This window comes from Saccharopolyspora antiqui (assembly GCF_052246905.1).
Classification (GTDB): Bacteria; Actinomycetota; Actinomycetes; order Mycobacteriales; family Pseudonocardiaceae; genus Saccharopolyspora.
Window position 1 is genome coordinate 16,594 of record NZ_JBQQBO010000039.1, and the last position, 23,544, is coordinate 40,137.

Genomic DNA, 23,544 nt, shown 5'->3' on the forward strand with positions numbered 1-23,544 from the left:
TTCATCCCTCGTTCAGCACGCGACGCCGGAGGCGTCCGAGGCGGAATCGTAGCCGTTGATCGCGGCGACCTTCTGCGCCGACGGTGAAGACTCGTCGAACCGGTACGCCAGCCACTCCGAAGCCAGCTTGCGCGCCAGCTCCAAACCCACCACGCGCTGGCCGAAGCACAGCACCTGGGCGTTGTTGCTGAGCACCGATCGCTCCACCGAATAGCTGTCGTGCGCGGTGACCGCGCGGATGCCGGGCACCTTGTTCGCGCTGATCGCCACACCCAGTCCGGTGCCGCACACCAGCAGCGCCCGGTCCGCTTCGCCGTCGGCGACCAGCCGCGCCGCGTGCACCGCCACGTGCGGGTAGGCGGTGTGCTCGTCGGTGCCCACCCCCACGTCCACCACGCTGGCCACGCGCGGATCGTTCTCCAGGTCCTTCTTCAGCGCTTCCTTGTACTGCAGTCCCGCGTCGTCGGAGCCGACCACGATGCGAAACGGCGCTTGTTGCTCGGTCACGATTCTCCGTCCTTCCCGCTGTCGGCGAGCACCGTCCCGATCCGGTTGAGCACCAGCGCCAGCGATGTCGCGCCCGGATCCGGTGACCCGAGGCTGCGCTCGGCCAACGGCCGGGCGCGTCCGGTGCGGGGCCGCAGCTCCGCGGTGTCCTCGGCGGCCTTCGTCGCCGCTCGTGCGGCCTGCTGCCAGGCCTGGGTGCCGCTGGCGCCCGCCCCGATCGCGTCGCGCAGCTCCGCCACGAACGGCACCAGCGCGTCGACCAGCGTCTTGTCGCCGAGCTCCGCCCGGCCCAGCCGCTGCACCGCCGCCAGCGCTGCCGAGGCACCTGCGACCAGGTCGCCCGCCACAGCCGCGCGGTGATCGGGTAGCAGGTCGCCGAACGAACGCAGCGCCGCGCCCCACAGCACGCCCGAGGTGCCGCCAGCCTTCGCCGCCCATGCGTCACCGGCGGCGACCAGCACCGCGGCCGGACCCACGCCCTGGGCCGCCGCTTCGTCGGCGGCCGCTACCGCCGCCGCGCTGCCGCGCGTCATGCCCCGGCCGTGGTCGCCGTCGCCCGCGATCGCGTCGAGGCGGCCGAGTTCCGCTTCGTTGTCGTGCAACAGCTCCGCCACCTCGTGCAGGGCCCGCACCACGACGGCCGCGGTCGCTCGGCCGTCCGGCGGGGCCAGCACCACGACCCGCTCCGCCGCCAGCTGCGGTTCATCGTCCACATCGGACTCATCTGCCTCGGCGGACGCGGTGTTTCCCTTGCGGTAGGCGGGAGTGTCGGCGGGCGCCTGCCACAGCCGCTCCAGTTCCGGGTCCAGCCAGGTCAGCGTCAGCGAGCAACCGGCCATGTCCAGACTGGTCACCAGCTCGCCCACCTCGGGCGCGACGACCACGGCCCCGGCGTCGGCCAGCAGTCGGGACACCCGACCCCAGAGCACGAAGAGTTCCTCGTACTTGGTGGCGCCCAGTCCATTGAGGATCGCCGTCACCCGACGGGATTCGGTGTCCGGTGCTTCCGCGAGCAGACCGTCCACCAGGAGCTTCGCCAGCTCGGATGCCGAGGGCAGATCCTGCTCCGAGACGCCGGGCTCGCCGTGGATGCCCAGTCCGAGCCCCATCCGGCCCTCCGGCACCTCGAACAGCGGCCTGTCCTGCCCCGGCAGCGTGCAGCCGTCGAAAGCCACGCCCAGGCTGCGGGTTCGCGCGTTGGCGTGCTCGGCGACCCGCACCACCTCGTCGAAGGAGTAGCCCTCTTCAGCCGCCGCCGAGGCGATCTTGAACACCACGAAGTCGCCGACCACGCCGCGGCGCTTCTGCTGCTCGGTGGCCGGGGCGCTGGCCACGTCGTCGGTCACCACCACGTTGTGCGCGCGGATCCCGTCGCGTTCCAGGCGCTCCACCGCCAGCCCGAAGTTCATGTTGTCGCCCGCGTAGTTGCCGAAGGAGAACACCACCCCGGCACCGCGATCGACCGCCCGGCCCACCGAGTAGGCGTCGTCGGCCGACGGCGAGGTGAAGATGTTGCCGATGACCGCGCCGTCGGCGAACCCCGGTCCGACCACTCCGCAGAACGCCGGGTAGTGCCCGGATCCGCCGCCGGTGACCACGGCGACCTTGCCCTGCCGGGTGCGCTTGGCGCGCACCACGCCACCGGGCACCTGCCGGACGTAACCGGGATGCGCCGCCACGAAACCGGTCACCATGTCCTCGGTGAACGATGCCGGGTCGTCGTACAAGCGCGTCATCTCACATCTCCTCAGCGCCAGTTCGCGAAGGTCGGGAGGCCGCGCCCCACAGCGGGCGGGCGCGGTCGATCGAAAGCAGGTAGTCGCGGTAGCCGCGTTCGTAGAACTCCACGGCGCTGGGATGCGGCACCACGGTGCGCCGCGCCGCCGCCCACCGCTGGCGGTCCACCGGCTCGCCCAGCGAATCCCAGGCGGCCATCGCCGCGCCACGCGCGCCCACGCCTTCCTCGTGGGGCACGTGCAGCGGGCGGCCCAGCACATCGGCGAAGATCTGGCTCCACGCCGCCGAACGCGCGCCGCCGCCGCACGCCGAGACCGCACCGGTCAGGCCCGCCGATTCAAGGTTGTGCCGCGCCGCGTAGGCGACCGCCTCGCACATCGCGCGCACCAGGTCGGCTGGCGTGGTTTCCAGCGACAGGCCGGTGAATTGGCCGCGCGCATAGGGCTCGACGAACGGCGCGCGTTCGCCGGAACTGGACAGGAACGACAGCGCCGACACGCCACTGGCACCGGGTTCGCTGTTGTCCAGCAACGTTTCCAGCTGGTCCACTCGGGCACCGATCATGCCCAGCACCCAGTCCAGGTTGGCGGTGCCGACCATCGCGGGCATCACCCGCAGGTAGCGCTGCGGCAGCGGTGTTGCCAGCCACATGCCCGCGATCTCGCCGTCCGGGTCGATGCTGACCTCGTCGCGGAGCACCTGGCAGCCCAGCGTCGTGCCGATCACCAGGCTGCCGTCGCCGACATCGCTGACCCCGGCGCCGAACGCGCAAGCGGGCAGGTCGAATGGTCCGGCCGAGACCGGCAGTCCGGCGGGCAGTCCCAGCTCCTTCGCGCTCTTGCCGTCCAGCGCGAACAGCTTGTTCGGCGGGGCGGGCTCGGCCAGCAGCCTGCGGTACTGCGCCAGGCCGCAGGCCTGCAACGCGTCCTGCGAATAGCTGCGGTCGGCGACGTCCAGGAACGGCAGCGACGCGTCCGATGCGTCCACGGTGATCTCGCCGGTGAAGCGCTGCACGATCGCGTCGACGCAGTACCCGGCGACCGCCGCCCGCTCCAGCCGATCCGGGGCGTGCTCGGCGAGGTGCGCCAGCAGCGGACCGGCCGAACCGGGGAACATCCCGGACCCGGTGAGCGCGTAAACCTGCCGCTGCACACCGGATCGCGACCACCGGTCCAGCACGCCCGAGGCGCGGGCGTCCAGCCACGAGATGGCCGCGCCGACCTGCTGGCCCTGGTGGTCGCGCAGCCACAGCCCGTCGCCCTGCCCGGTGATGGCCAGCGCCTCGACCGGTTCGCCGACCTGCTCGGCCGCGGCGGCGACTTCGCGCACCACCTGGATCACCGAGTCGATGACCTCTTCGAGGTCCTGCTCGACCCGGCCACCGGGCAGCCGCCGCAGGGTGCTGCGCACGCTGTGCGTGACCAGCGCGGCGCCGTCGCGGTTCAGCAGCGACGCCTTGGTGACCGACGTGCCGACGTCGACGCCGATGATCATGGCCGCAGACCTTCGAACTTGGCGAGCACATCCGGGTTGGCCACGAAGCGCGGCCGCTGCCCGCCGCGGAACCGGGCGAGTTCACCGGCCACGATCTCGGCCGCGCGGTGCGCGGTCTGCCGGGTCGCCCCGGCCAGGTGCGGGGTGGTGATGACGTTGGGGGCGTCGAACAGCGGCCAGTCGCGCGGCGGCGGTTCGATGTCGTAGACGTCGACGGCCAGGGCGCCGAGGTGGCCCGACTTCAGCAGTTCCGGCAGCGGCGCGTAGTCGAGCAGCCCGCCGCGCGCGGAATTGATCAGTACCGCGCCGTCCGGCAGCAGCTTCAGGTTGTCGGCGTTGAGCAGGTTCTTGGTCTCCGGGGTCAGCCGCGCGTGCAGGCTGACCACCGAGCTGCGCCGCAGCAGCGCTTCCAGCTCGACGAGCTCGACGCCGTCGTGCGCGGCGTCCTCGGCCCGCACGTACGGGTCGGACACCAGCACGTGCGCGTCGAAGGCGCGCAGCACCCGGGCCACGATCTTGCCGATCGCGCCGTAGCCGACCAGGCCGACGGTCGAGCCCGCCAGCTCGATACCGGCGTTGTCGTAGGCGTAGTAGTCGCCGCGCCAGTGGCCCGCCTTCAGTTCGGCGTCCGAGCCGGGAATCCGGCGCAGCGCGGCCAGGATCAGCCCGACGGCGAACTCGGCGGCCGCGGCGGCGTTGCGCCCCGGCGCGTAGCTGACGATCACACCGTTGTCGGTGGCCGCGCCCAGGTCCACGTTCACCGGGCCGCCGCGGCACACCCCGACGAACTTCAGCTGCGGGCTGGCGGCCAGCACGTCCGCGGTGAACGGTGCCATCTGGGTGACGACCAACTCCGCGTCGCCCAGCGCGTCGAGCAGCTGCCGCTGCGTGCCGCTGGCCTCCTGCACGTTGCCGACCGGCCCGAACGGCTCCACCGGCCACGGCAGTTCCAGGGTGCTGAACTGCAGGTCGTGCGCATCGGTGCTGCGCCGCACGGCGTCGATGAACACTTCGGGAGCGACGAAGTGGTCACCTGCGGCCAGAACACGGGTCATGAGGACTCCTTTGTCTTCTCGCATCAGCGGTCTCAGCGCTTGTCTTTGGTTTTTTGAATCGGCGCCAGCCGCTTAGCCCACTCGTGCAACTCGCACCGCCGCGAGTTCTCAGACTCGCCTCGCGAAGACAGCCCCGGGACGTACATGAGTCGGGGATCCCGCGGTCGAGACGGCGTCTGAGGTTCCGCCACCTGCACCGCAAAGCAGAGCGAGTACAACGACAATCCCTCCCTCAGCTGCCGACCGGCTCGGGTAGGGAGCCCACCAGGCGCAGTCGCACGTCGTCCAGGTCGACGGCGATGTAGCCGGCCTTGGCCAGAGCGTCCTCGGCGGGCGGGTAGTCCGTGTTGGGGATGGCCACCACAGTCATCCCCGCGGCGGCCGCGGCGCGCAACCCGTTGCTGGAGTCCTCCACCGCCAGGCAGTCACGGGGATCCTGACCGAGCTTGTCGGCGGCCGACAGGTACACGTCCGGGCTGGGCTTGCCCTTGGGTACCTCGGCACTGGAGACGGTCGCGGCGAAGTACCCGGTCAGCCCGTGGCGGTCCAGGACGGCGTCGATCAGCCGACGCGGCGCCGAGGAGGCGAGCGCGATCGGCGCCCGACCGGCGACTTCGGTGACCATCAGCGCCGCGCCGGGCAGCAGCTCGATCTCACCGCCGTCGAGCGCGGCGATCATGTCGTCGACGACGATGCGCTCGGTAACCGCGGTCGACTCGGGGGCCGACTCGGGGGCCGCCGCGAAGTCGGCGAGGAACGCCGCCCACTCGGGTGCGCTCATGCCCTGCACCTGCCGGGTCTGCGCGGCGGTCCAGGTCTTGCCGCGGGCGGCGGCGAACTTGGCCCACATCCGCTCCCACAGGTGCTCGCTTTCGACCAGGACGCCGTCCATGTCGAAAACGACCGCGCGGTGGGTGCCGTTCGGCCCCTCGGACTGGGTCATCACTACCTCCCGCCACTCACTGACACCCTCAAATTAACATGTGAGACGTTAATTGTCACCTGAATAATGATAGTTCACTGCTCTTAAGTGTCTCCGCACCGCCTTCGGCGAACCACCGGGCAAGATGGCGGCATGGCGTCCGCACCGAAGAAGCAGTCCCCCCGGCTCCTGCGGCAGCAGAAGATCATCGACCACGTGGTCGCGCAGGGCTTCGCCAGCGCTGCGGAACTGTCCGAGCTGACCGGCGTCAGCCTGATGACGGTGCACCGCGACCTCGACGACCTGGTCACCCGGGGCCTGCTGCGCAAGTTCCACGGCGGGGTCTCCGCCCAGCCGTCGACGGTGTTCGAAAGCAGCTCGGACTTCCGGCTGCACACCCACACCGCCGAGAAGGAAGCACTGGCCAAAGACGCGCTGCAGTTCATCACGCCGGGGATGTCGGTGATGCTCGACGACTCCACCACCGCGCTCGCGCTGGCCAGGCTGCTGCCCGAGGTGGGCCCGCTGACCGTGGTCAGCAACTACCGCCAGGTGCAGGAGACACTGCGCGACGTGCCGGACATCCGGTTGATCGGGCTGGGCGGCGAGTACTCCCGCACCCACGACTCCTACCTCGGGCTGCCCTGCCAGGAGATGATCAACGCCTTCTCGGTGGACATCGTGTTCCTGTCCACCTCGGCGATGAACGCGCAGCTGACCTACCACCAGGAACAGGAGATCGTGCTGGTCAAACGGGCGATGCTGGCCAGTGCGACGACCAAGGTGCTGATGATGGACGCCAGCAAGGTGGCCCGGTCCGCGCTGCACCAGTTCGCGCCGGTGAGCGCCTTCGACCACGTGCTGCTGGCGGGCGAGCTGGACGCCGAGCTCGTCGAGGCGATGCGCGAGCAGACCGACGTCCGCCTGTCCCCGGTGGACTAGGCGGCCTGACCCCAGTCAGCCCAGACCGTTGGTCTTCACATCGGATTGCGGCGAATTAACGTCTTGCGCGTTAATCTGAACAAGGTGCATGATAGTCGGCACCTCGCCGGTGCGGCTGGTGCGTCGTCGACGTACCAGCTCGCAGCTGATGCGCACCGGAACTTCCGATCCTTGGAGACAGTGATGTCCCAACAGCCCACAGCGGATGCCGAGCCGACGCGGCCGGTGAGCAGACTCGACCGCATAGGTATTCCCAGGCAGCTGTTCTGGGGCTTCGTCGCCGTGCTGATCTTCATGATCGGTGACGGCGTCGAGACCACCTATCTGTCGGACTACTTGCAGCAACCCGAAGGCGGCGGGCTGCCCGGCGCGGTGGCGTCCTTCGCCACCGTCACCGTCTACGGCGTCGCGGTGATGATCGCGGCCTGGTTCTCCGGGACGCTCTCGGCGGTTTGGGGACCGCGGCGGGTCATGTGGCTCGGCGGCGCGTGGTGGGTCGTGTTCGAATGCCTGTTCCTGTTCGCCGCGATCCCCTCGCACAACCCCACGTTCATCGTGGCCGCCTACGGCATCCGGGGCTTCGCCTACCCGCTGTTCGCCTTCGCGTTCCTGGTGTGGGCGCAGGTCGCCAGCCCCACCCACATGCGCGGTTCGGTCGCTGGCTGGTTCTGGTTCGCCTTCACCGGCGGGCTGCCCACGCTCGGCGCCGCGGTGGCCGCGCTGGCGATCGGCCCGTTCGGCATGAGCCTGTACGGCACCCTCGTGCTGTCGTTGGTGCTGGTCACCATCGGGGTGCTCATCGGTTCGTTCGGGGTGCGCGAGGAACACGGCCTGAAGCCGATCGCCGACGAGACGGTGGCGAACCCGCGCAGCATGAAGCGGCTGATCGAGGGCGTGGACATCCTGTGGCGGGATCGCCGGACGCTGGCCGGTGGCCTGATCCGGATCGTCAACACCACGCCGCAGTACGGGTTCTTCGCGATGTTCCCGTTCACCTTCGGTCCGGCCGCCCCCGGTGGTGGCTTCCTCAGCGTCGCGGAGGTGGCCGCGCTGGCGTCCATCGCCTACGGCGCGAACATCGCCGCGAACCTGTTCTTCGGCGTGTTCGGCGACCGCTTCGGCTGGCGCCGCACGATCACCTGGTTCGGCTGCGTCGGCTGCGCCGTGGCCACTCCGCTGTGGTTCTTCGCCGCCGTGGCCTCGCAGAGCTTCGCGGTCACCGCGACGTGCGGTGTCGTCTACGGCGTCCTGCTGGCCGGTTTCGTGCCGCTGTCGGCGCTGATGCCCTCGATGGTCGCGCCCAAGGACAAGGGCTCGGCGCTGGCGGTGCTCAACTTCGGGGCCGGTGGTGCGGCGTTCGTGGGCCCGGTCGTGGTCACCATCCTCTACCCGTTGGTCGGCGGCGGTGGCGTGACCGTCGCGTTCAGCCTGATGTACATCGCGGTGGCGTTCCTGAGCCTGAAGATCAAGGACGACTGCGACCCGGGCGAACAGCGGTTGAAGCAGCGCGCCGCGAACCCCGCCACGACAGTGCAATCCCCGGCGTAAGCACCCGTTCCCGGAAGCGGCGCGAGTGGCACTCCGTTCGGGCGAGAGGTGAAGGGCACCTTCTACCAACTTACTTGGTGAAAGGTGCCCTTCACCTCGTTCTCACCACATGCGTTCGGCCGTCGTCGCCGAGAGCGACCAGATGGCGGCCGTCCGGGGTGAAGGCGGGTTGGCCGACGGTCCGTCCAGATAGGACGGTCTTGGTCGCGCCGAACACCTCGATGCGGCCCGCTTCGTCGCGGGTGGCGACGATCGGGGTGTCCCGGCCCGCCTGCTGCACCACTGCCAGCGTTGGATCAGAAGTGGCGGTGGTGTCGATCGCGGCGACTACCGACCATCCCGCGTGCTCACCGAGCACGATCAGGCGTGCGGTGGCCGCCTCGCGGAACGCCACGAATCCCTGGCGGCCCCGGGCCACCGCGATGGCGCCCGCCGGGCGGTGGGTCTGCGGCGCTGCGACGAGTTCGCCGCGGCCGGTGTCGCGCAGCCGCCAGTGCAACAGCCCGTCCCGGCCAGCGGCGAACACGTGCGCACCGGTGCCGGTGGCGAGCACCGAGACGGCATCGTCGACCCCGGGTCCGCCGAGGTCGGTCCAGCCGGGCCGATCGGCGTAGCGGACGCTCACACCGCCGTCGGCGTTGCGGACCGCGACCAGGATCCGCCCGTCCGGTGTCACGTCCGCCGCTGGCGGACCGACCTGCCCTGGTCGCCCTGCGGCCGGTGGGGCTCCGAGCGATTTCCACTGTTCGTCCTGGCGTTTCAGATAGATCGTGCCGGTGCGCCGGTCCTGGACGAGCAGGGTGTCCGCGTCCGCGAGCACCACCGAGCCGACCTGCGGCACGAATCCCGGAGTATCCACAATGGACTCATCGGAGCCCGCTGCCCTGATCAACCTGCCGCCACGCACGTAGGCATGGATCGGCTGGCCGTCGCGAGCGGTTGCGACCCAGTTGGATCTCCAGGACCAGCGCTGCCGCATGCTTCGCAGCCAGGTCGCATAGGGCTCGCCCAACCCCACCACGGCGTCGTGCGCCGCGTAACGCGCGAAGATCGCCCGTTTGTCGGCGACGATCTCCGGCGGCAGGTTCGGCGGCGCGTCCGCGATGTTGTAGTCGCGGTAGTGGATCAGGTGCGCCGAACCAGCCCTCGCCGAGGGCATCGCGAGTTCGGCGAACCGCGCGGCCATCACGTGGTCCGGGTGGTTGTGGTGCTGCCCCCACTGCGGCTGGTACCGAACGTCCGGCTCGGGGTCGTGCGTCCGCACGATCGTGGGCGCGAACTGCCGGTAGAGCTGGGCCAACGCGGCGACGACCGAGGCGCGGTCATGGCTGCTGGTGCCCGGCAGCACAGACCCTTCCGGCCGCAGCGTCGCGACCCGCACCGCCGCGTCGTGCCAGAGCCGGGTCAGCGCGTGCCTGCCGCCAACCGCGTGCGGGTCGTTGTCGTCCGGCAGGTTCAGGAACACCAGCCGCACCCGAGGTCGTTCGCGCAAGGTCTGCACTTCCGCCCAGCGCCCGCCGGGAAGCGACAACCGCGCGCGGTCCCAGGCATCAGGCATCCCGGCCATCGCCGCGAACGCCGACCGGGTACCGGCCTGCCGCTGGGCGGCATACCTCGCGGCGGGCTGCACATCGCTTTCGCCCGCCGTCAGGAACATCGTGGTCACCGCCGCACCGGAGCGGATCGAGATGCTCAGATCCGGGTTCATGAACAGGATGTCGTCATCGGGATGTGCCACGACCTGCACGTGTGAACGCGGCTGCGCGGCAGCCGCTGGGCTGGCGAACAGGGCGAGCAGCACGGCCGTGGCGACAGCCAGCAGTCCTCTCATCGCGATTGCCTCCCCGAACGCAGCGGCACCACGGTCAGCGCGACCGCGAGCAGCGCACCCGCGCAGGCCAGCACGAGTTGCGCGGTGAATCCGGGTGGACGCCAGGAAAGCGTCAGCGTGCCACCGTGCACACCGGGCGGGATGCGCACGACGAGCAGCCCCGCATCGGTACTGCCAACCGGCACCCGATGACCGTCCACTGTGGCCTGATAACCAGGCCAGGCGAGACGGGCGAAGACCAGTTCCGGCCGACTACCGGTACGCCCGAAGCGCACCGTCTCGTGCCGCTGCCCGTGCTGCACCGCGTCGAGCACCTGCACGCCGCGGCTGACGCTCAACCGCCCACGCGGCCACGGCGCCGCCGATTCCCGGCTGAGCACCACGACGTCGGCGTCCCGCCGCGAGATCCGCCAACCATCCGGGGCGGCGGATACGTCGCGCAGTCGGCGCTGCACCACCACATGCGCCGCCTTGAGCTGGTCGACCAGGCCGTCGGACTGCCACAACCGGTCGTAGGCCTGCGGGCAGGTGGCGCCGTAGTAGCTCAGGCAGAGCCTGGTGTGCAGGGCGTCGTAGCCGATTCCGGTGTAGGAGACCAGACTCGCCACCCCAGCCGCGGCTGGCATGTTGCCGAACAGCAGTTGGGACCAAGCACTGCCGGAGGCGATCTGCTCCGGTGGAACCAGGTTGCGGTCGGCCACCTGCACGACCGTGCCGTCGCGGAATTCCGCGTACCGGGACCGAAGTTGGGCGACATCGGACGGGAAGTTGTAGACCGCGACGTCCCGGTTGGCCGGGAACCAGAACATCTGCAGCACGAGGGCACCGGCAGTGCCCAGGTGCAGCACAACGGCCATCAGCTGCTTGCCGCGCAAGACCAGGACACCGGCCAGCAACACCGCGATCAGACCCATCGACACCAGGTGCTTCGGCGCCTGCGCGGGCCACGCCGCGAACGACAGGTATCCGCCGAGCAGCACGGAACCGACCGAACAGGCCAGCCGAACCCTGAAGTGGTCGGTGCGCAACCCCCGCGACAGCGCCACCGCGAGCAGCACCGCCACCGCCAGGTGCAGCACGGCCACGTGCCGCAGCGGCCAGCGGAACAGCCACACGTTGGACGGCCCCAGGCACAGCAGGAAATAGCACCCCGCCAGCACGACCGCGCATCCACAGCGCCGCCACACCGCCCCGGCGGATCGCCAGTCCAACCAGGCCAGCAGCGGGATGGCGAACCAGGCGAAGTAGGTCGCGGGCACGGACATCCGGAACGTGCCGAAGGACAGGATCTGCGGGACGAACGCGGGCATCGACGCGTTCAGCAGGTCGCCGATGCCAGGCACCAGCTGGCCGATGTTGAACAACTCGTGCCCGGACCGCCAGCCCACCGCGGCGGTCACCAGCACCGGACCGAAGATCAGCGGCAGGCTCCCCGCCACCGCCACGCCCAACAACACCAGGCACCGGACGCGCCGCCGATCTCGACCGGTTTCGACCAGTAGACCGGCGAAAACCCCGCACAGCGCCAACACCCCGTAGGGATCACCGGCGGACACGCACAGGAAGCAGCACAGCCACGGCACGACCGCCGGAATTCGACCGGCCAACGCACGGCGCAGCGCCCACCACGCCCACGGCAGCCAGGCGAACCCCATCAGACCGCCCGCCCAGGTGGCGGCCTGGAAGTACAGCACGAAACCGGACACCGGCAACGCCACCGCGAGCACCGACGCGACACCCCGCTCGGCCCCGTAATCGCGGCAGAGCAAGAACGTTCCGACCCCCAGCGTCACCAGGCACTGGGTCTTCACCACGGTGGCGGCGATCGCGAGATCACCGAGCCACACCACCAGCAGGCAGTCCAGCAGGTGCACCGGATTCCAGATGCCGAACAGCGACTCGGCGGCCAGGTTCCCACCCATCCACGAGTCGACGTCCAGGCCGAGCGGCCAGTCACCGGCCAACAGCCGCTCCCCCAGCCGGTGCCACATCGGCAGGAACTGCGCCGCGCTGTCGTCCCAGAAGTAGAACGACGGGTTCACCAGCACCGGGATCTGGCTCAACAGCGCGACGAGCAGCCCGACGCCGACCGCACCGCGCCAATCACCCCTGGGCAGCCGGTCGGTGAGCACCGCCTTGCTCAACAGGAACGTCGCGGGGACCACCACCAGACCAGCGGCGACCGGCGCGAGCAGCGGATCCACCCCGAACACCCCGACAGCAGCGGCGACGGCAGCGGTGCTCAATGCGATCAACGCCAGGTTCGACAGCGGAAACAGCAGCAGGGAGCGCAGATTCGGCAGCACGCCGAAGGTGAACCGGCAGTTCAGCAGGTATGAGCACAGCGTCGCCACCACGGTCGCGACCAGGTGCGCCAACAGGTACGGCAACAACAACCACAACGTCAGGTAGACGGTGCAGTGCACGGTCGTGTTCGCGCCGCCGACCAGCGCGAACCGCCCGACCTCCGACTTGCTTATCCTGCGCCACATCACGCCCCCTACGACGCCAGCTCGGCCGGGTGCAGCCGGTGCTCGCGAGCCTGCGGGTGGAGCTCCGGACTGGTCTCCTTCACCAGGTAGTGCGGCCTGCGCTTGGCCTCGAAGTAGCTCTTGCCGAGGTACTCGCCGAGCACCCCGAGGAACAGCAGCTGCAACCCGCCCAACCCGACGATCCCGGCCAGCAACGTCGCATACCCGGGCACGTGCACACCGTCCACAATGGTGTTCACCACGACGAACAGCACGTAGACCCCGGCCAGCACCGCCACCAGCACGCCCAGGTAGATCGACATCCGCAGCGGCCTGTTGTTGAAGGAGGTCAGCCCGTCGATGCCGTAGTTCACCAGCGCACCGAAACTCCACTTCGAACCACCACCGGGGCGCGGCACGTTCCGGAACGACACGTACGCCGTCTCGAACCCGATCCAGGCGAACAACCCCTTGGAAAACCTGTGGTACTCCGGCAACGACAGCACCGCGTCGACAGCTCGCCGGGACAGCACCCGGAAATCACCCACACCGTCCTGCAACCGCACGTCGGTGAGTCGACCGGCCACGCAGTAGAACACTTTGGACAGCGCCGACCGGCAACGGTGCTCGCCGTCGCGGTCGCGCCGCGCGACGACCTGGTCGTAGCCGGAATCCAGCAACGCGAGCATCCGCCGCAGCAGCTCCGGTGGGTGTTGCAGGTCGGCGTCCAGCAGCGCCACCCGACGGCCCCGCGCATGCCGCAAACCGCACAGCATCGCCGATTCCTTCCCGAAATTGCGGCTCAGCGACACGTAGCGGAACCGCGGGTTCAGCGCCGCCAACCGGCGCGCTTCGCGCAACGTCCGGTCGGTGCTGCCGTCGTCGACCAGGATCACTTCGTAATCGCGGACGCGTCCGGACAGCGCCGCGACCAGCGCGTCGTGCAACCGCTGCAGGCCGCGCTCCTCGTTGAAGCACGGCACCACCATCGAGAGGTACATGGCAGGTCACATCCAGTGTCGGTCGACCCCCGCGAGAACCGGGAAGCCGCTGCGGGCCAAGCGAATCGGCCTCGACCGTAGGATTCGGGGCGCGTCGCACCCCCTCCCGACACACCGACGAATAATCCGTTCGCGGGCCCCCGAAACGCACTGCCACCCGATAGCGCAGCCGCCGGACGGCACAACCGTCCATCACGCACCGCAAGCCAACTTTCACCAAACGTGGCACCAACGTTCGGCGGACACCTGCCAATGCTCCGCCGAACCAGCAATGGCAGGCTGGATCCATGCCGTCAGATTCGTTTCCCCGCCACAGCGCCCGAACGCAGGGCTTCACCCTGGGCGCGCCGCGGAACTTCACCGCCGGTGCCACCGTGCTCTTCCTGCGCTCCGCCAGCGGCACCGACCGCCGCAACGCCCTGTGGGCGCTGGACACCGCGACCGGCCAGGAGCGGCTGATCGCCGATCCGGCCGTGCTGCAGGCCGAAGACCAGGTGTCTCCGGAGGAACAGGCCCGCCGGGAACGCGCGCGGGAACGGGCCGGCGGCATCACCGGCTACGCCACCGACCGGGATGTGCGGATCGCCGCCTTCACCCTGTCCGGTCGGCTGTTCGTCACCGACATCGCAGCGGGCACCACCCGCGAGCTGCCGGTGCCGCAGCCGGTGGCCGACCCCAGGCCGGATCCGACCGGCCAGCGGGTGGCCTACCTCACAGGCGGCGCCCTGCGGGTGATCGAAGTGGACGGTTCCGGCGACCGAGCGCTGGCCGAACCCGACGCCCCGAACATCACCTGGGGTGCTGCCGAATTCATCGCCGCCGAGGAGATGAGCCGACACCGCGGCTACTGGTGGTCCCCGGACGGTTCGCTGCTGCTGGCGGCGCGGGTGGACGAATCCCCGGTGCAGCACTGGTACCTCGGCGACCCGTCCGCCCCGGCGACGGAACCGGCTCCGGTGCGCTACCCGGCGGCGGGCACCGCCAACGCCGACGTCACGCTGGCCGTCGTCGATCTCGACGGCCACCGGGTGGACCTCGACTGGGATCACCGGTCCTCGCCCTACTTCGTCACCGCGCACTGGTCCGAGCACGGCAGTCCGCTGATCACGGTGCAAAGCCGCGACCAGCGCACCCAGCTCGTCCTCGCCTTCGACCCGGCCACCGGGCGGACCAGCGAGGTGCACCGCGACACCGACCCGCACTGGGTGGAGATCAAACCCGGCTGGCCCGCTTGGACCCCGGACGGACAACTGGTGCGCATCAGCGCCGCGGACGGCGCCTACCGGCTCGTCGTCGGAGATCAGCCCTGGACCGCGGCGCCCCTGCAGGTGCGGGCCGTCCTCGACGTCGGCACCGACGTCCTGATCTCCGCCTCCGAGCAGGACCCGACCCAAGTGCACCTCTACCGCGTCACCGCGGCCGGTGCCGAACAGCTGACCACCCAGCCCGGTGTCCACACCGGAACGCGCTCCGGCGATGTGCTGGTGGTCGCCGCCTCCACACTGGAGGAACCGCACACCCGGGTGCGGGTGTGGCGCGATGGTCGGGAGGTCGCCGAGATCGGCAGCAACGCCGAGATCCCCGAACTCGACCTCAACGTCCGGCTGCTGCGCCTCGGGGCGCGCGAGCTGCGCAGCGCCCTGTTGCTGCCCAGCGGCTACCGACCGGCCGACGGCCCGCTACCGGTGCTCGTCGACCCCTACGGCGGTCCGCACGCGCAGCGCGTGCTGTCCCGGCAGCAGGGCTACCTGACCTCCCAGTGGTTCGCCGACCAGGGCTTCGCCGTGCTGGTCACCGACGGTCGCGGGATGGCCGGCCGCGGCCCCGACTGGGAGCGGACAATCGCCGGAGACCTCGCCGGTCCGCCGCTGCAGGACCAGGTCGACGCCCTGCACGCGGCCGCCGCCGAGCACCCCGAGCTCGACCTCGACCGGGTCGCCATCCGCGGCTGGTCCTTCGGCGGCTACCTCGCCGGTCTGGCCGTGCTGCGCCGCCCGGACGTCTTCCACGCCGCGGTCGTCGGCGCCGGAGTGGTCGACTGGCGGCTCTACGACACCCACTACACCGAGCGCTACCTCGGCGATCCCAACGTCGTCCCGGAGGTCTACCAGGCGAACTCGCTGCTGCAGGACGCCGACAAGCTGGAGCGGCCGATGCTGATCGTGCACGGCACCGTGGACGACAACGTCGTGCTGGCGCACGCGTTGCGGTTGTCCGGCGCGTTGACCGCGTGGGCCCGCCCGCACACCGTGCTGCCGCTGCCGGGCGTCAGCCACATGCCCACCGACGAGACCACCAGCGAGAACCTCCTGCTGCTGCAGGTCGACTTCCTGCGCAAAGCGTTGGCGCGCTGAGGAGCCCGGGCGAAATCACCGCGAGTCCCGCACAGCCGCGTCGGTGACAGCACTGTCAGAGGATCTCCAGCGGCACGGGGTTCGACGGCGCTGGGAAACCAGCGTCGAGCTCGGCGAGATCTTCGGCCGACAGTTCGATGTCCAGCGCCGCCCGGTTCTGCTCGACGTGCTCCTCGTCGGTGGCCTTCGGGATCGCGCACACCTCGTCCTGCGCCAGCACCCAGGCGATCGCGATCTGCGCCGGGGTCGCCGAATGCCGCTCGGCGACCCGCCGCAACACCGGCTCGCCCAACAGCCGTCCCTGCTCGATCGGCGAGTACGCCATCACCGGCACCGAGTGCTGGCGGCACCACGGCAGCAGGTCGAGTTCAATGCCGCGCCGGGTGAGGTTGTAGAGCACCTGGTTGGTGGCGGACTGCCGACCGAGCTCGCTGGCGAACAACTCCGCCATGTCCTCGGGGTCGAAGTTGCTCACCCCGAAATGCCGGATCTTCCCTGCGGTGCGCAGCTGCTCGAACGCGTCCAGCGTTTCCGCCAACGGCGTGCCGCCGCGCCAGTGCAGCAGGTAGAGGTCGAGGTGATCGGTGCCCAACCGCCGCAGGCTGCGCTCACAGGCCTCGACAGCCCCGCGTCGGCTCGCGTTGTGCGGGTACACCTTGCTGACCAGGAAAACCTCGTCGCGGCGCCCGGCCATCGCCGCGCCGACGACCTCCTCGGCGCCACCGCTGCCGTACATCTCGGCGGTGTCGATAAGCCCGAGCCCGAGGTCCAGTCCGTGCCGCAGCGCCGCGACCTCCGCCGCGCGCTGCGCCCGCCGCTCCCCCATTCCCCAGGTGCCCTGCCCCAGCACCGGCAATTCCTGCCCGCCGGGCAGTCGAAGACGTCGCATGCGCGCTCCGTTCCACAGTGTCGATTTCACGGTGTCGGTTTCACGGTGTCGGTTTCACAGTGTCGGTTTCACAGTGTCGGTTTCACGGTGTCGGTTTCACGGTGTCGGTTTCACGGTGTCGGTTTCAACGGGGTCGATTTCGCGGGGTTGATCAACGCCGGGCGTAGGCGTCCCAGGATACGGTTCAGCGCTGCTGCGGCAGGACGGCCACCAGCTCGAAGCCGCCGTCCTCGGACGGTCCGGCGTTCAGCCGCCCACCGGCCATCTGCACCCGCTCCGACAGACCGGCCAGCCCAGATCCGCCGCTGCCGACCTCGACGACCTGACCGCGCGGTGCGCTGTTGGTGACGGCGATGCGCAACGAACCCTCACGACACGCCAACCGCACCCGGATGCCCGCGCCGGGAGCGTGCTTGGACGCGTTGGTCAGCGCCTCCTGGACCACCCGGTACGCGGCTCGTTCCACCGCTGGCGGCACGTCGTGCCCATCGTCGAGCTCGGAGGCCAGCTGCACATCCACCCCAGCTGCCCGCGCCCGCACCACCAGGTCCGGGATCGCGTCCAGCCCGGTCTGCTGACCCACCGTGCCCAGGCCGAGCGTCGCCCGCATCTCATCCAGCGCCTGCTTCGCCAGCCCGCGCAACCGTCCGGCGGTGTCCTGCGCGTCGGGCTCGGCGGTGGTCGCCGCCAACGCCGCCGCCTCGACCGCGATCAACGTGACGTGATGGCCCACGGCATCGTGGATCTCCCGCGCGATCCTGGCCCGCTCCTCGGCGCGCGCCGTCTCGGCCTTCGCGTGCAGCTCCGCCTCGGTCGCCTCCTCCAGCAGCCGCAGGCTGTCGGCCAACTGCCGCCGCGACGCCACCAGCGCTCCCAACGCGACCGGCGCACCGGCGGCCAACAGCACGAACGCCACCGTCAGGGCGATCGCAGCGCCCCCGAGCGACTGCGTGATCAGCACCGGAGCCACCGCGACCGCCGACACCAGCAGCACCCAACCGACCAGCGGCCTGATCCGGGGCTGCGCCCGACCGAGCGCGAACAGCGCCACGATCATCGGGGCCCACCCCAGGCCACCGACCATCGCGGGCAGGCCCAGCAGCACCGCGATGCGCGGCCACCACCGGCGCAGCGGCAGCACCGCCGCCGCGACCAGCCCGGACACCAGGGCGTATCCGAAGTGGTCGTGCGCGAACAGCACGGCGACCGCCGGAATCCCGACGGCCAGCACCTCCACCCCGAGCCGCCGCCAGCGCGCCAGGCTCATGGGCGCTCACCCGCCACGCGTTGCGCGATCAGCGCCGCCTGCACCCGGTTCTGCGCGCCGAGCTTGCTCAACACCGTCGACACGTAACTCTTGACCGTCGCCTCGGTCAGCCCGAGCCGCGCCGCGATGTCGGCGTTGGACCGACCGTCGGCCAACAGCTGCAGGACCTGCTGCTCCCGCCCGGACAGCCCCCGCACCAGCTGCATCTCGTGGGCGTTGTCGCGCACGCTGCGAAACCGCGGCAGCAGCCGAGCGGTGATCCGCGGATCCAACACCGCACCACCGGCCGCCAGATCGTGCACGGCCCGGACCAGCACCGCGGGGTCGGCGTCCTTGAGGAGAAAACCGTGCGCCCCGAACCGCAGGGCGTCGGAGATGTAGTCGTCCAGGTCGAAGGTCGTCAGCACGGCAGCCACCGGCGGATCCGGCAACGCGTTCAGGTCCCGCAGCGCGGTCAACCCGTCCTTGCCGGGCATCTGCACGTCGATCAGGGCCACATCCGGACGGTGCGCGCGCACCTTGGCCAGCAACTCGTCCCCGTTGCTCGCCTCGCCGACCACCTGGATCGTGCTGCCGCTTTCCAGCAGCACGCGCAAGCCCCGCCGCAGCATCGGCTCGTCGTCGGCCAGCACAACCCGGATCGGCCCCCCGCCGTCCTCAGCCCGCACCTCTCGGCCACCTCCCTGTTCCGAGGGTCGCCAGCAGACTAGCGGTGCCGCGTCAACGCAGCGCACACACCACCCGAGCGGACAGTGATCAACGACGGCCGCTGCGGGCCTTGCGCTCCCGCACCCGAACCGAGATCCGCACCGGAGTGCCGACGAAACCGAACGTCTCGCGGAACTTGCGTTCCAGGAACCGCCGGTACCCGGCCTCCAGGAATCCGGTGGTGAACAGCACGATCGTCGGCGGCCGGGACTGCGCCTGGGTGGCGAACAGGATCTTCGGCTGCCTGCCGCCGCGCACCGGCGGCGGAGTGGCCGCGACCAGCTCGGAAAGCCACCCGTTCAACCGGCCGGTGGGGATCCGGGTGTCCCAGGACTCCAGCGCGGTGCGCAGCACCGGGGCCAGTTTCGCCACCGCCCGACCTGTCTTGGCCGACACGTTGACCCGCTCGGCCCACCGCACCCGGACCAGTTCCCGGTCGATCTCCTTGTCCAGCTGGCGGCGGCGGTCGTCGTCGACCAGGTCCCACTTGTTGTAGGCGATCACCAGCGCCCGACCGGCGTCCACGACCATGGACAGCACCCGCAGGTCCTGCTCGCTCAACGGCTCCGAGCCGTCGATGAGCACGATCGCCACCTCGGCCGCCTCGATGGCCGCTTTGGTGCGCAACGAGGCGTAGTACTCGGTGCCGCTGGCCGTCTTGACGCGCTTGCGCAGGCCCGCGGTGTCGACGAACCGCCACACCTCGCCGTCCAACTCCACCAGCGAGTCGACCGGGTCCACCGTGGTGCCAGCCACGTCGTGCACCACCGACCGCTCCTCCCCGGTCAGCTTGTTGAGCAGGCTCGACTTGCCCACGTTCGGCTTGCCGATCAGCGCGATCCGCCGCGGCCCGCCGGTCGCGCCGAACACCTCGCGCGGGGTTTCCGGGAACACCTTCAGCACGGCGTCCAGCAGGTCGCCGGAACCACGCCCGTGCAGACCGCTGACCGGGAACGGCTCACCCAGTCCCAACGACCACAGCGAATGGATGTCGGCGGCACCGTGCTGGTCGTCGACCTTGTTCGCGGCCACCAGAACCGGCCGCTTGGAGCGGCGCAGCACCTTCGCGACGGCTTCTTCGGTAGCCGTCGCGCCCACCTTGGCGTCCACCACCAGCAGCACCGCATCGGCGGTGTGCATCGCCAGCTCCGCCTGCGCGGCCACCGAGGCCTGCAGTCCCTTGGCGTCCGGCTCCCATCCGCCGGTGTCGACGACCGTGAAGCGGCGCCCATTCCACAGCGCGTCGTAGGCCACCCGGTCGCGGGTGACGCCCGGGGTGTCCTGCACGACGGCTTCCCGGCGGCCCAGCAGGCGGTTCACCAACGTCGACTTGCCCACGTTGGGCCGACCGACCACCGCCAGCACCGGCTGCGGCTTCGCGGGGGTTGCTTCCTCCGGTGTTTCGACCTCGTCGAACTCGGCCCATTCAGCCTCGTCGGACCACGTGCCATCCAGGTCTTCCACCGACTCGTCGGTCACGCTCGTTTCCCTCTCAAATCGTCTTGGTGCTGGTCCGCGACCAGCCGATCCAATTCGGCGATCAGCTCGACCAGCTCGGTGCGCACCGCGTCGGTTGCCACGACCAGCCCGGCGCGGCCCTTGCCCGCCGGCAGCGTGATCGGCTCCCCGAACAACACGTCGATCCTGGGTAGCAGCCTACGGCCGCGGCCTTCCGGTCGGCGCGTGCCCCGGCAGGCCACCGGCAGGACCTTCGCCTCCGACGCCCGCGCCAACCACGCCGCGCCGTGCTGCGCGCTGTCCATCTCACCGGCACCGCGGGTGCCTTCCGGGAACACCCCGACCAATCCACCGGCCCGCAACACCCGCACCGCCGCCAACAGCGGCGTCCGGTCCGGTTCACCGCGGCGCACGCCGAGCTGCCCGATGCGGCGCAGGAACCAGCCCAGCGGCCCGCGGAACATCTCCTGCTTGATCAGGAACACCGCGTTGCGCGGAATCATCCCGAACAGCAGCGGTCCGTCGATCAGCGAGCTGTGGTTGGCCACCAGCACGACCGGCCCGCTGCGCGGAATCCGCTGCGCGCCGTGGATCCGCACCCGGAACGGCAGCCGCACGATCCTTCGCGAGATCCACTGGCCGAACCGGTGCATACCGCCGGAAGCTCCCTCGGGCAGGGTTCGGTCGGTCATGGCGTCGTCCGCTCCGCCGCGACCAGCAGGCCACGGCTCTCGACGTGCTTGTGCAGCTGTTCGAGCACCGCCACCACGTCCAGATCGGTGGTGTCCAACTCCAACGCGTCGTCGGCCTTGCGCAACGGCGACACCTCCCGCCCCGAATCCAGGGCGTCCCGGCGCTGCACATCGGCGTGGGTCCGGTCCAGATCCCCCGCTCTGCCCTCGGAGACGTCCTGCGCCGTGCGGCGGTGCGCGCGGGCGTGCGCGGAAGCGGTCAGGTAGACCTTCAGGCCCGCGTCCGGCACCACCACAGTGCCGATGTCGCGCCCCTCGACGATCACGCCACCCGGCGCCAGCAGCGCCTCGTTGACCAGCTCCCGCTGCTGGGCGACCAGCTGATCGCGCACCGCGGCGACCGCTGATACCGCCGACACCGCACCGGTCACCTCGGGTCCGCGAATCTCCCGCCCGACATCCGAACCGTCGAGGAAAATCGCAGGACGCTCCGGGTCGGTGCCCACGCTCAGCCGCGCCGCACGCACCACCCGCGCCACCGCGTCCGGATCGGACGGCTCGACGTCCGCGTGCAACACTGCCAGCGTCGCGGCGCGGTACATCGCACCGGTGTCCAGGTAAGCCGCGCCCAGTGCCGACGCCAGTTTGCGGGACACCGTCGACTTTCCGGTGCCCGACGGGCCATCGAGGGCCACCACACCGCGGAGCCTGGCGTGTGCCACGTCGCATGTCCTCCCAAGCACGAAATCAACAGTGCACCGGCACCAGCCGGACCAACCGTCTATTCTGCCTGGTCCGCCCCCGACCATCCCAATCGCGTCCAGATCACGGCGAACCACGGGACAAAAACGAAAGATCTCCTAATAAGGTCGCGGGTGTGGACGTAACAGTGACCCCCTTACCGGGGCTCGGCACGCAGCAGGACTTCACCACCCGCTCCGGGCACCGCATCGGCGTGATCACCTATCGCGACGGCCGGTTCGAGCTGATCGTCTCCGGCCAGGACGACCCGGACAAGGTGGCCGCCTCCGTCGACCTCACCACCACCGAGACCAGCACGCTGGCCAACCTGCTCGGCGCCCCGCAGTTGGTCGCCCAGCTCACCGAGCAGCAGCGCGAGGTCACCGGCATCACCACCTGGCAACTGCCGGTCGCCTCGAACTCGCCCTACGCCGGTCGCCCCCTCGGCGAGACCGAGATGCGCACCCGCACCTCCACTTCGATCGTCGCGGTGGTCCGCGACGGCACGGTGCACCCGTCACCACGCCCCGACTTCCAGTTCTCCGCCGGTGACCTGGTGGTGGTCGTGGGCACCGCGGACGGCCTGCGCGCCGCCAACGAAATCCTGGAAAAGGGCTGACCAAGCCCCGCTGAGCACATTCCCGGTCAACGCACCGGGACACGCGTCGCACCAACGGTGGTCAAACGCGTGCCGAACCCGAACAACTCCATACGCAGGACGTGAGAGGACACACGGTGCACGACACGGCGATCTCCATAATCGAGCTGGGAGCGGTCTTCTTCGGTCTCGGCATCCTCGGCAGACTCGCCTGGAAGTTCGGAGTGTCCCCGATCCCGCTCTACTTGATCGGCGGCCTGGCTTTCGGCACCGGCGGGCTGATCACGTTGCACGGCATCCAGCCGTTCACCCACATCGCCTCCGAGATCGGCGTGGTCCTGCTGCTGCTGTTGCTGGGCCTGGAGTACTCGGCGGACGAGCTGGTCACCGGACTGCGCCGCTCCTGGCTGGCCGGTCTGATCGACATTGTGCTGAACGCGTTACCCGGCGCGCTGGTGGCCTACCTGCTGGGTTGGGGGCCACTCGGCGCGCTCACCATGGCCGGGATCACCTACATCTCGTCCTCCGGCATCGTCGCGAAGGTGCTCGGCGACCTGGGGCGGCTCGGCAACCGGGAAACACCGGTGGTCCTGTCAATCCTGGTCTTCGAAGACCTGGCGATGGCCGTCTACCTGCCGATCCTGACCGCGGTGCTGGCCGGGGTCAGCTTCCTCGGCGGGCTCACCGCGGTCGGGGTGTCGCTGATCGCCATCACCCTGGTGCTGATCATCGCGCTGCGCTTCGGCAAGTACGTGTCGGCGCTCGTCGACAGCCCCGACCCCGAGGTGTTCCTGCTCCGGTTGCTGGGTGCCGCGCTGCTCGTCGCGGGCATCGCCTCGGAACTGCAGGTCTCGGCCGCGGTCGGCTCGTTCCTGCTGGGCATCGCGATCTCCGGGTCCACGGCGGTGAACGCGACCCGGATGCTGGAGCCGCTGCGGGACCTGTTCGCCGCGCTGTTCTTCGTCGTCTTCGGTCTGAACACCGATCCCAGGCAGATCCCGCCGGTGCTGCTGGTGGCCCTGCTGCTGGCGGCGGTCACCTGCGCGACGAAGCTGCTCACCGGCTGGCTGGCGGCCCGGATGCAGCGCATCGGCCGGATGGGTCGCTTGCGGGCCGGTGCCGCGCTCGTCGCGCGCGGCGAGTTCTCCATCGTGATCGCCGGGCTGGCGGTGGCCTCCGGTGCGGTGGCGGACGAACTCGCCGCCCTCGCCACCGCCTACGTGCTGCTGATGGCCATCCTCGGCCCGGTCGCGGCGCGGCTGGTGGAGCCGGTGGCCCGCCTGTTCCTCCAACGCCAAACCAGCAGGGTCTGAGTGCGGGCGATTTCGC

19 protein-coding genes are annotated in these 23,544 nt (G+C 70.3%); 5 read left to right on the plus strand and 14 right to left on the minus strand.

The window, feature by feature from the left end; all coding sequences use genetic code 11:
- Positions 1-12 precede the first annotated feature (12 nt).
- The 5 genes from ACTWQN_RS36010 to ACTWQN_RS36030 all read right to left on the minus strand — a co-directional run bounded on the left by ACTWQN_RS36010 (position 13) and on the right by ACTWQN_RS36030 (position 5,736).
- The gene (locus ACTWQN_RS36010; RefSeq protein ID WP_443208147.1) at positions 13-507 is read right to left on the minus strand and encodes a ribose-5-phosphate isomerase; all 495 of its coding nucleotides are present in this window, start codon (positions 505-507) and stop codon (positions 13-15) included.
- On the minus strand, positions 504-2,243 hold the full coding sequence (locus ACTWQN_RS36015) for a dihydroxyacetone kinase family protein (protein ID WP_443208148.1): 1,740 nt from the start codon (positions 2,241-2,243) through the stop codon (positions 504-506). The genes ACTWQN_RS36010 and ACTWQN_RS36015 overlap by 4 nt, the downstream gene beginning before the upstream one ends.
- 1 nt (position 2,244) lies before the next feature.
- Positions 2,245-3,738 carry an FGGY family carbohydrate kinase gene (locus tag ACTWQN_RS36020; RefSeq protein WP_443208149.1) on the minus strand — a complete coding sequence of 498 codons (1,494 nt, stop codon included), beginning with the start codon at positions 3,736-3,738 and terminating at the stop codon, positions 2,245-2,247.
- A complete protein-coding gene (locus ACTWQN_RS36025; protein ID WP_443208150.1) occupies positions 3,735-4,793 on the minus strand; it encodes a 2-hydroxyacid dehydrogenase in 1,059 nt (352 codons plus the stop codon). Before ACTWQN_RS36025 ends, ACTWQN_RS36020 begins: the two co-directional genes overlap by 4 nt.
- Before the next feature lie 232 nt (positions 4,794-5,025).
- A complete protein-coding gene (locus ACTWQN_RS36030) occupies positions 5,026-5,736 on the minus strand; it encodes an HAD family hydrolase (protein ID WP_443208151.1) in 711 nt (236 codons plus the stop codon).
- A 132-nt stretch (positions 5,737-5,868) separates the two neighbouring features.
- On the opposite strand from ACTWQN_RS36030, the gene ACTWQN_RS36035 reads away from it, so the two are divergent.
- On the plus strand, positions 5,869-6,657 hold the full coding sequence (locus tag ACTWQN_RS36035) for a DeoR/GlpR family DNA-binding transcription regulator (protein WP_443208152.1): 789 nt from the start codon (positions 5,869-5,871) through the stop codon (positions 6,655-6,657).
- A gap of 183 nt (positions 6,658-6,840) precedes the next feature.
- Positions 6,841-8,205, plus strand: a complete 1,365-nt coding sequence (locus tag ACTWQN_RS36040; protein WP_443208153.1) for an MFS transporter — start codon at positions 6,841-6,843, stop codon at positions 8,203-8,205.
- Between the two features lie 91 nt (positions 8,206-8,296).
- Here ACTWQN_RS36040 and ACTWQN_RS36045 read toward each other — a convergent pair whose 3' ends face one another.
- From ACTWQN_RS36045 to ACTWQN_RS36055, 3 genes are read right to left on the minus strand one after another with little or no spacing between them, the layout of a single operon-like run.
- Positions 8,297-10,036 (minus strand): PIG-L family deacetylase, encoded by a 1,740-nt coding sequence (locus tag ACTWQN_RS36045; RefSeq protein WP_443208154.1) that lies wholly within the window; start codon positions 10,034-10,036, stop codon positions 8,297-8,299.
- Positions 10,033-12,528 carry a GtrA family protein gene (locus tag ACTWQN_RS36050; RefSeq protein ID WP_443208155.1) on the minus strand — a complete coding sequence of 832 codons (2,496 nt, stop codon included), beginning with the start codon at positions 12,526-12,528 and terminating at the stop codon, positions 10,033-10,035. The genes ACTWQN_RS36045 and ACTWQN_RS36050 overlap by 4 nt, the downstream gene beginning before the upstream one ends.
- An 8-nt stretch (positions 12,529-12,536) precedes the next feature.
- Positions 12,537-13,508: a glycosyltransferase family 2 protein gene (locus ACTWQN_RS36055; protein WP_443208156.1), complete on the minus strand. Its 972-nt coding sequence runs from the start codon at positions 13,506-13,508 to the stop codon at positions 12,537-12,539.
- Positions 13,509-13,795: 287 nt separating this feature from the next.
- Here ACTWQN_RS36055 and ACTWQN_RS36060 point away from each other — a divergent pair, with 287 nt between their 5' ends.
- Positions 13,796-15,862, plus strand: a complete 2,067-nt coding sequence (locus tag ACTWQN_RS36060) for a S9 family peptidase (RefSeq protein ID WP_443208157.1) — start codon at positions 13,796-13,798, stop codon at positions 15,860-15,862.
- A gap of 55 nt (positions 15,863-15,917) precedes the next feature.
- Here ACTWQN_RS36060 and ACTWQN_RS36065 read toward each other — a convergent pair whose 3' ends face one another.
- The 6 genes from ACTWQN_RS36065 to cmk form a co-directional block, all read right to left on the minus strand.
- The gene (locus tag ACTWQN_RS36065) at positions 15,918-16,751 is read right to left on the minus strand and encodes an aldo/keto reductase (protein WP_443208158.1); all 834 of its coding nucleotides are present in this window, start codon (positions 16,749-16,751) and stop codon (positions 15,918-15,920) included.
- A gap of 184 nt (positions 16,752-16,935) precedes the next feature.
- Positions 16,936-18,018, minus strand: a complete 1,083-nt coding sequence (locus tag ACTWQN_RS36070) for a sensor histidine kinase (RefSeq protein WP_443208159.1) — start codon at positions 18,016-18,018, stop codon at positions 16,936-16,938.
- Positions 18,015-18,686, minus strand: a complete 672-nt coding sequence (locus tag ACTWQN_RS36075) for a response regulator (protein ID WP_443208160.1) — start codon at positions 18,684-18,686, stop codon at positions 18,015-18,017. Before ACTWQN_RS36075 ends, ACTWQN_RS36070 begins: the two co-directional genes overlap by 4 nt.
- A gap of 88 nt (positions 18,687-18,774) precedes the next feature.
- The gene (gene der, locus ACTWQN_RS36080) at positions 18,775-20,205 is read right to left on the minus strand and encodes a ribosome biogenesis GTPase Der (RefSeq protein ID WP_443208161.1); all 1,431 of its coding nucleotides are present in this window, start codon (positions 20,203-20,205) and stop codon (positions 18,775-18,777) included.
- Positions 20,202-20,876: a lysophospholipid acyltransferase family protein gene (locus ACTWQN_RS36085; protein WP_443208162.1), complete on the minus strand. Its 675-nt coding sequence runs from the start codon at positions 20,874-20,876 to the stop codon at positions 20,202-20,204. Before ACTWQN_RS36085 ends, der begins: the two co-directional genes overlap by 4 nt.
- Complete coding sequence (gene cmk / locus ACTWQN_RS36090) at positions 20,873-21,598, minus strand: (d)CMP kinase (protein ID WP_443208163.1); 726 nt, start codon at positions 21,596-21,598, stop codon at positions 20,873-20,875. The genes ACTWQN_RS36085 and cmk overlap by 4 nt, the downstream gene beginning before the upstream one ends.
- 155 nt (positions 21,599-21,753) lie before the next feature.
- Here cmk and ACTWQN_RS36095 point away from each other — a divergent pair, with 155 nt between their 5' ends.
- Together ACTWQN_RS36095 and ACTWQN_RS36100 are read left to right on the plus strand one after the other, a co-directional pair.
- Positions 21,754-22,236, plus strand: a complete 483-nt coding sequence (locus tag ACTWQN_RS36095) for a cation:proton antiporter regulatory subunit (RefSeq protein WP_443208164.1) — start codon at positions 21,754-21,756, stop codon at positions 22,234-22,236.
- A 116-nt stretch (positions 22,237-22,352) separates the two neighbouring features.
- Positions 22,353-23,528: a cation:proton antiporter gene (locus tag ACTWQN_RS36100; RefSeq protein WP_443208165.1), complete on the plus strand. Its 1,176-nt coding sequence runs from the start codon at positions 22,353-22,355 to the stop codon at positions 23,526-23,528.
- Positions 23,529-23,544: the final 16 nt, after the last annotated feature.

What these genes read in the sequence shown, in the direction of transcription:
- ACTWQN_RS36015 (WP_443208148.1), bottom strand. Translation starts at nt 2,243, where the DNA reads ATGACGCGCTTGTACGACGACCCGGCATCGTTCACCGAGGACATGGTG.
- ACTWQN_RS36020 (WP_443208149.1), bottom strand. Translation starts at nt 3,738, where the DNA reads ATGATCATCGGCGTCGACGTCGGCACGTCGGTCACCAAGGCGTCGCTG.
- ACTWQN_RS36025 (WP_443208150.1), bottom strand. Translation starts at nt 4,793, where the DNA reads ATGACCCGTGTTCTGGCCGCAGGTGACCACTTCGTCGCTCCCGAAGTG.
- ACTWQN_RS36030 (WP_443208151.1), bottom strand. Translation starts at nt 5,736, where the DNA reads ATGACCCAGTCCGAGGGGCCGAACGGCACCCACCGCGCGGTCGTTTTC.
- ACTWQN_RS36035 (WP_443208152.1), top strand. Translation starts at nt 5,869, where the DNA reads ATGGCGTCCGCACCGAAGAAGCAGTCCCCCCGGCTCCTGCGGCAGCAG.
- ACTWQN_RS36040 (WP_443208153.1), top strand. Translation starts at nt 6,841, where the DNA reads ATGTCCCAACAGCCCACAGCGGATGCCGAGCCGACGCGGCCGGTGAGC.
- ACTWQN_RS36045 (WP_443208154.1), bottom strand. Translation starts at nt 10,036, where the DNA reads ATGAGAGGACTGCTGGCTGTCGCCACGGCCGTGCTGCTCGCCCTGTTC.
- ACTWQN_RS36050 (WP_443208155.1), bottom strand. Translation starts at nt 12,528, where the DNA reads ATGTGGCGCAGGATAAGCAAGTCGGAGGTCGGGCGGTTCGCGCTGGTC.
- ACTWQN_RS36055 (WP_443208156.1), bottom strand. Translation starts at nt 13,508, where the DNA reads ATGTACCTCTCGATGGTGGTGCCGTGCTTCAACGAGGAGCGCGGCCTG.
- ACTWQN_RS36060 (WP_443208157.1), top strand. Translation starts at nt 13,796, where the DNA reads ATGCCGTCAGATTCGTTTCCCCGCCACAGCGCCCGAACGCAGGGCTTC.
- ACTWQN_RS36065 (WP_443208158.1), bottom strand. Translation starts at nt 16,751, where the DNA reads ATGCGACGTCTTCGACTGCCCGGCGGGCAGGAATTGCCGGTGCTGGGG.
- ACTWQN_RS36070 (WP_443208159.1), bottom strand. Translation starts at nt 18,018, where the DNA reads ATGAGCCTGGCGCGCTGGCGGCGGCTCGGGGTGGAGGTGCTGGCCGTC.
- ACTWQN_RS36085 (WP_443208162.1), bottom strand. Translation starts at nt 20,876, where the DNA reads ATGACCGACCGAACCCTGCCCGAGGGAGCTTCCGGCGGTATGCACCGG.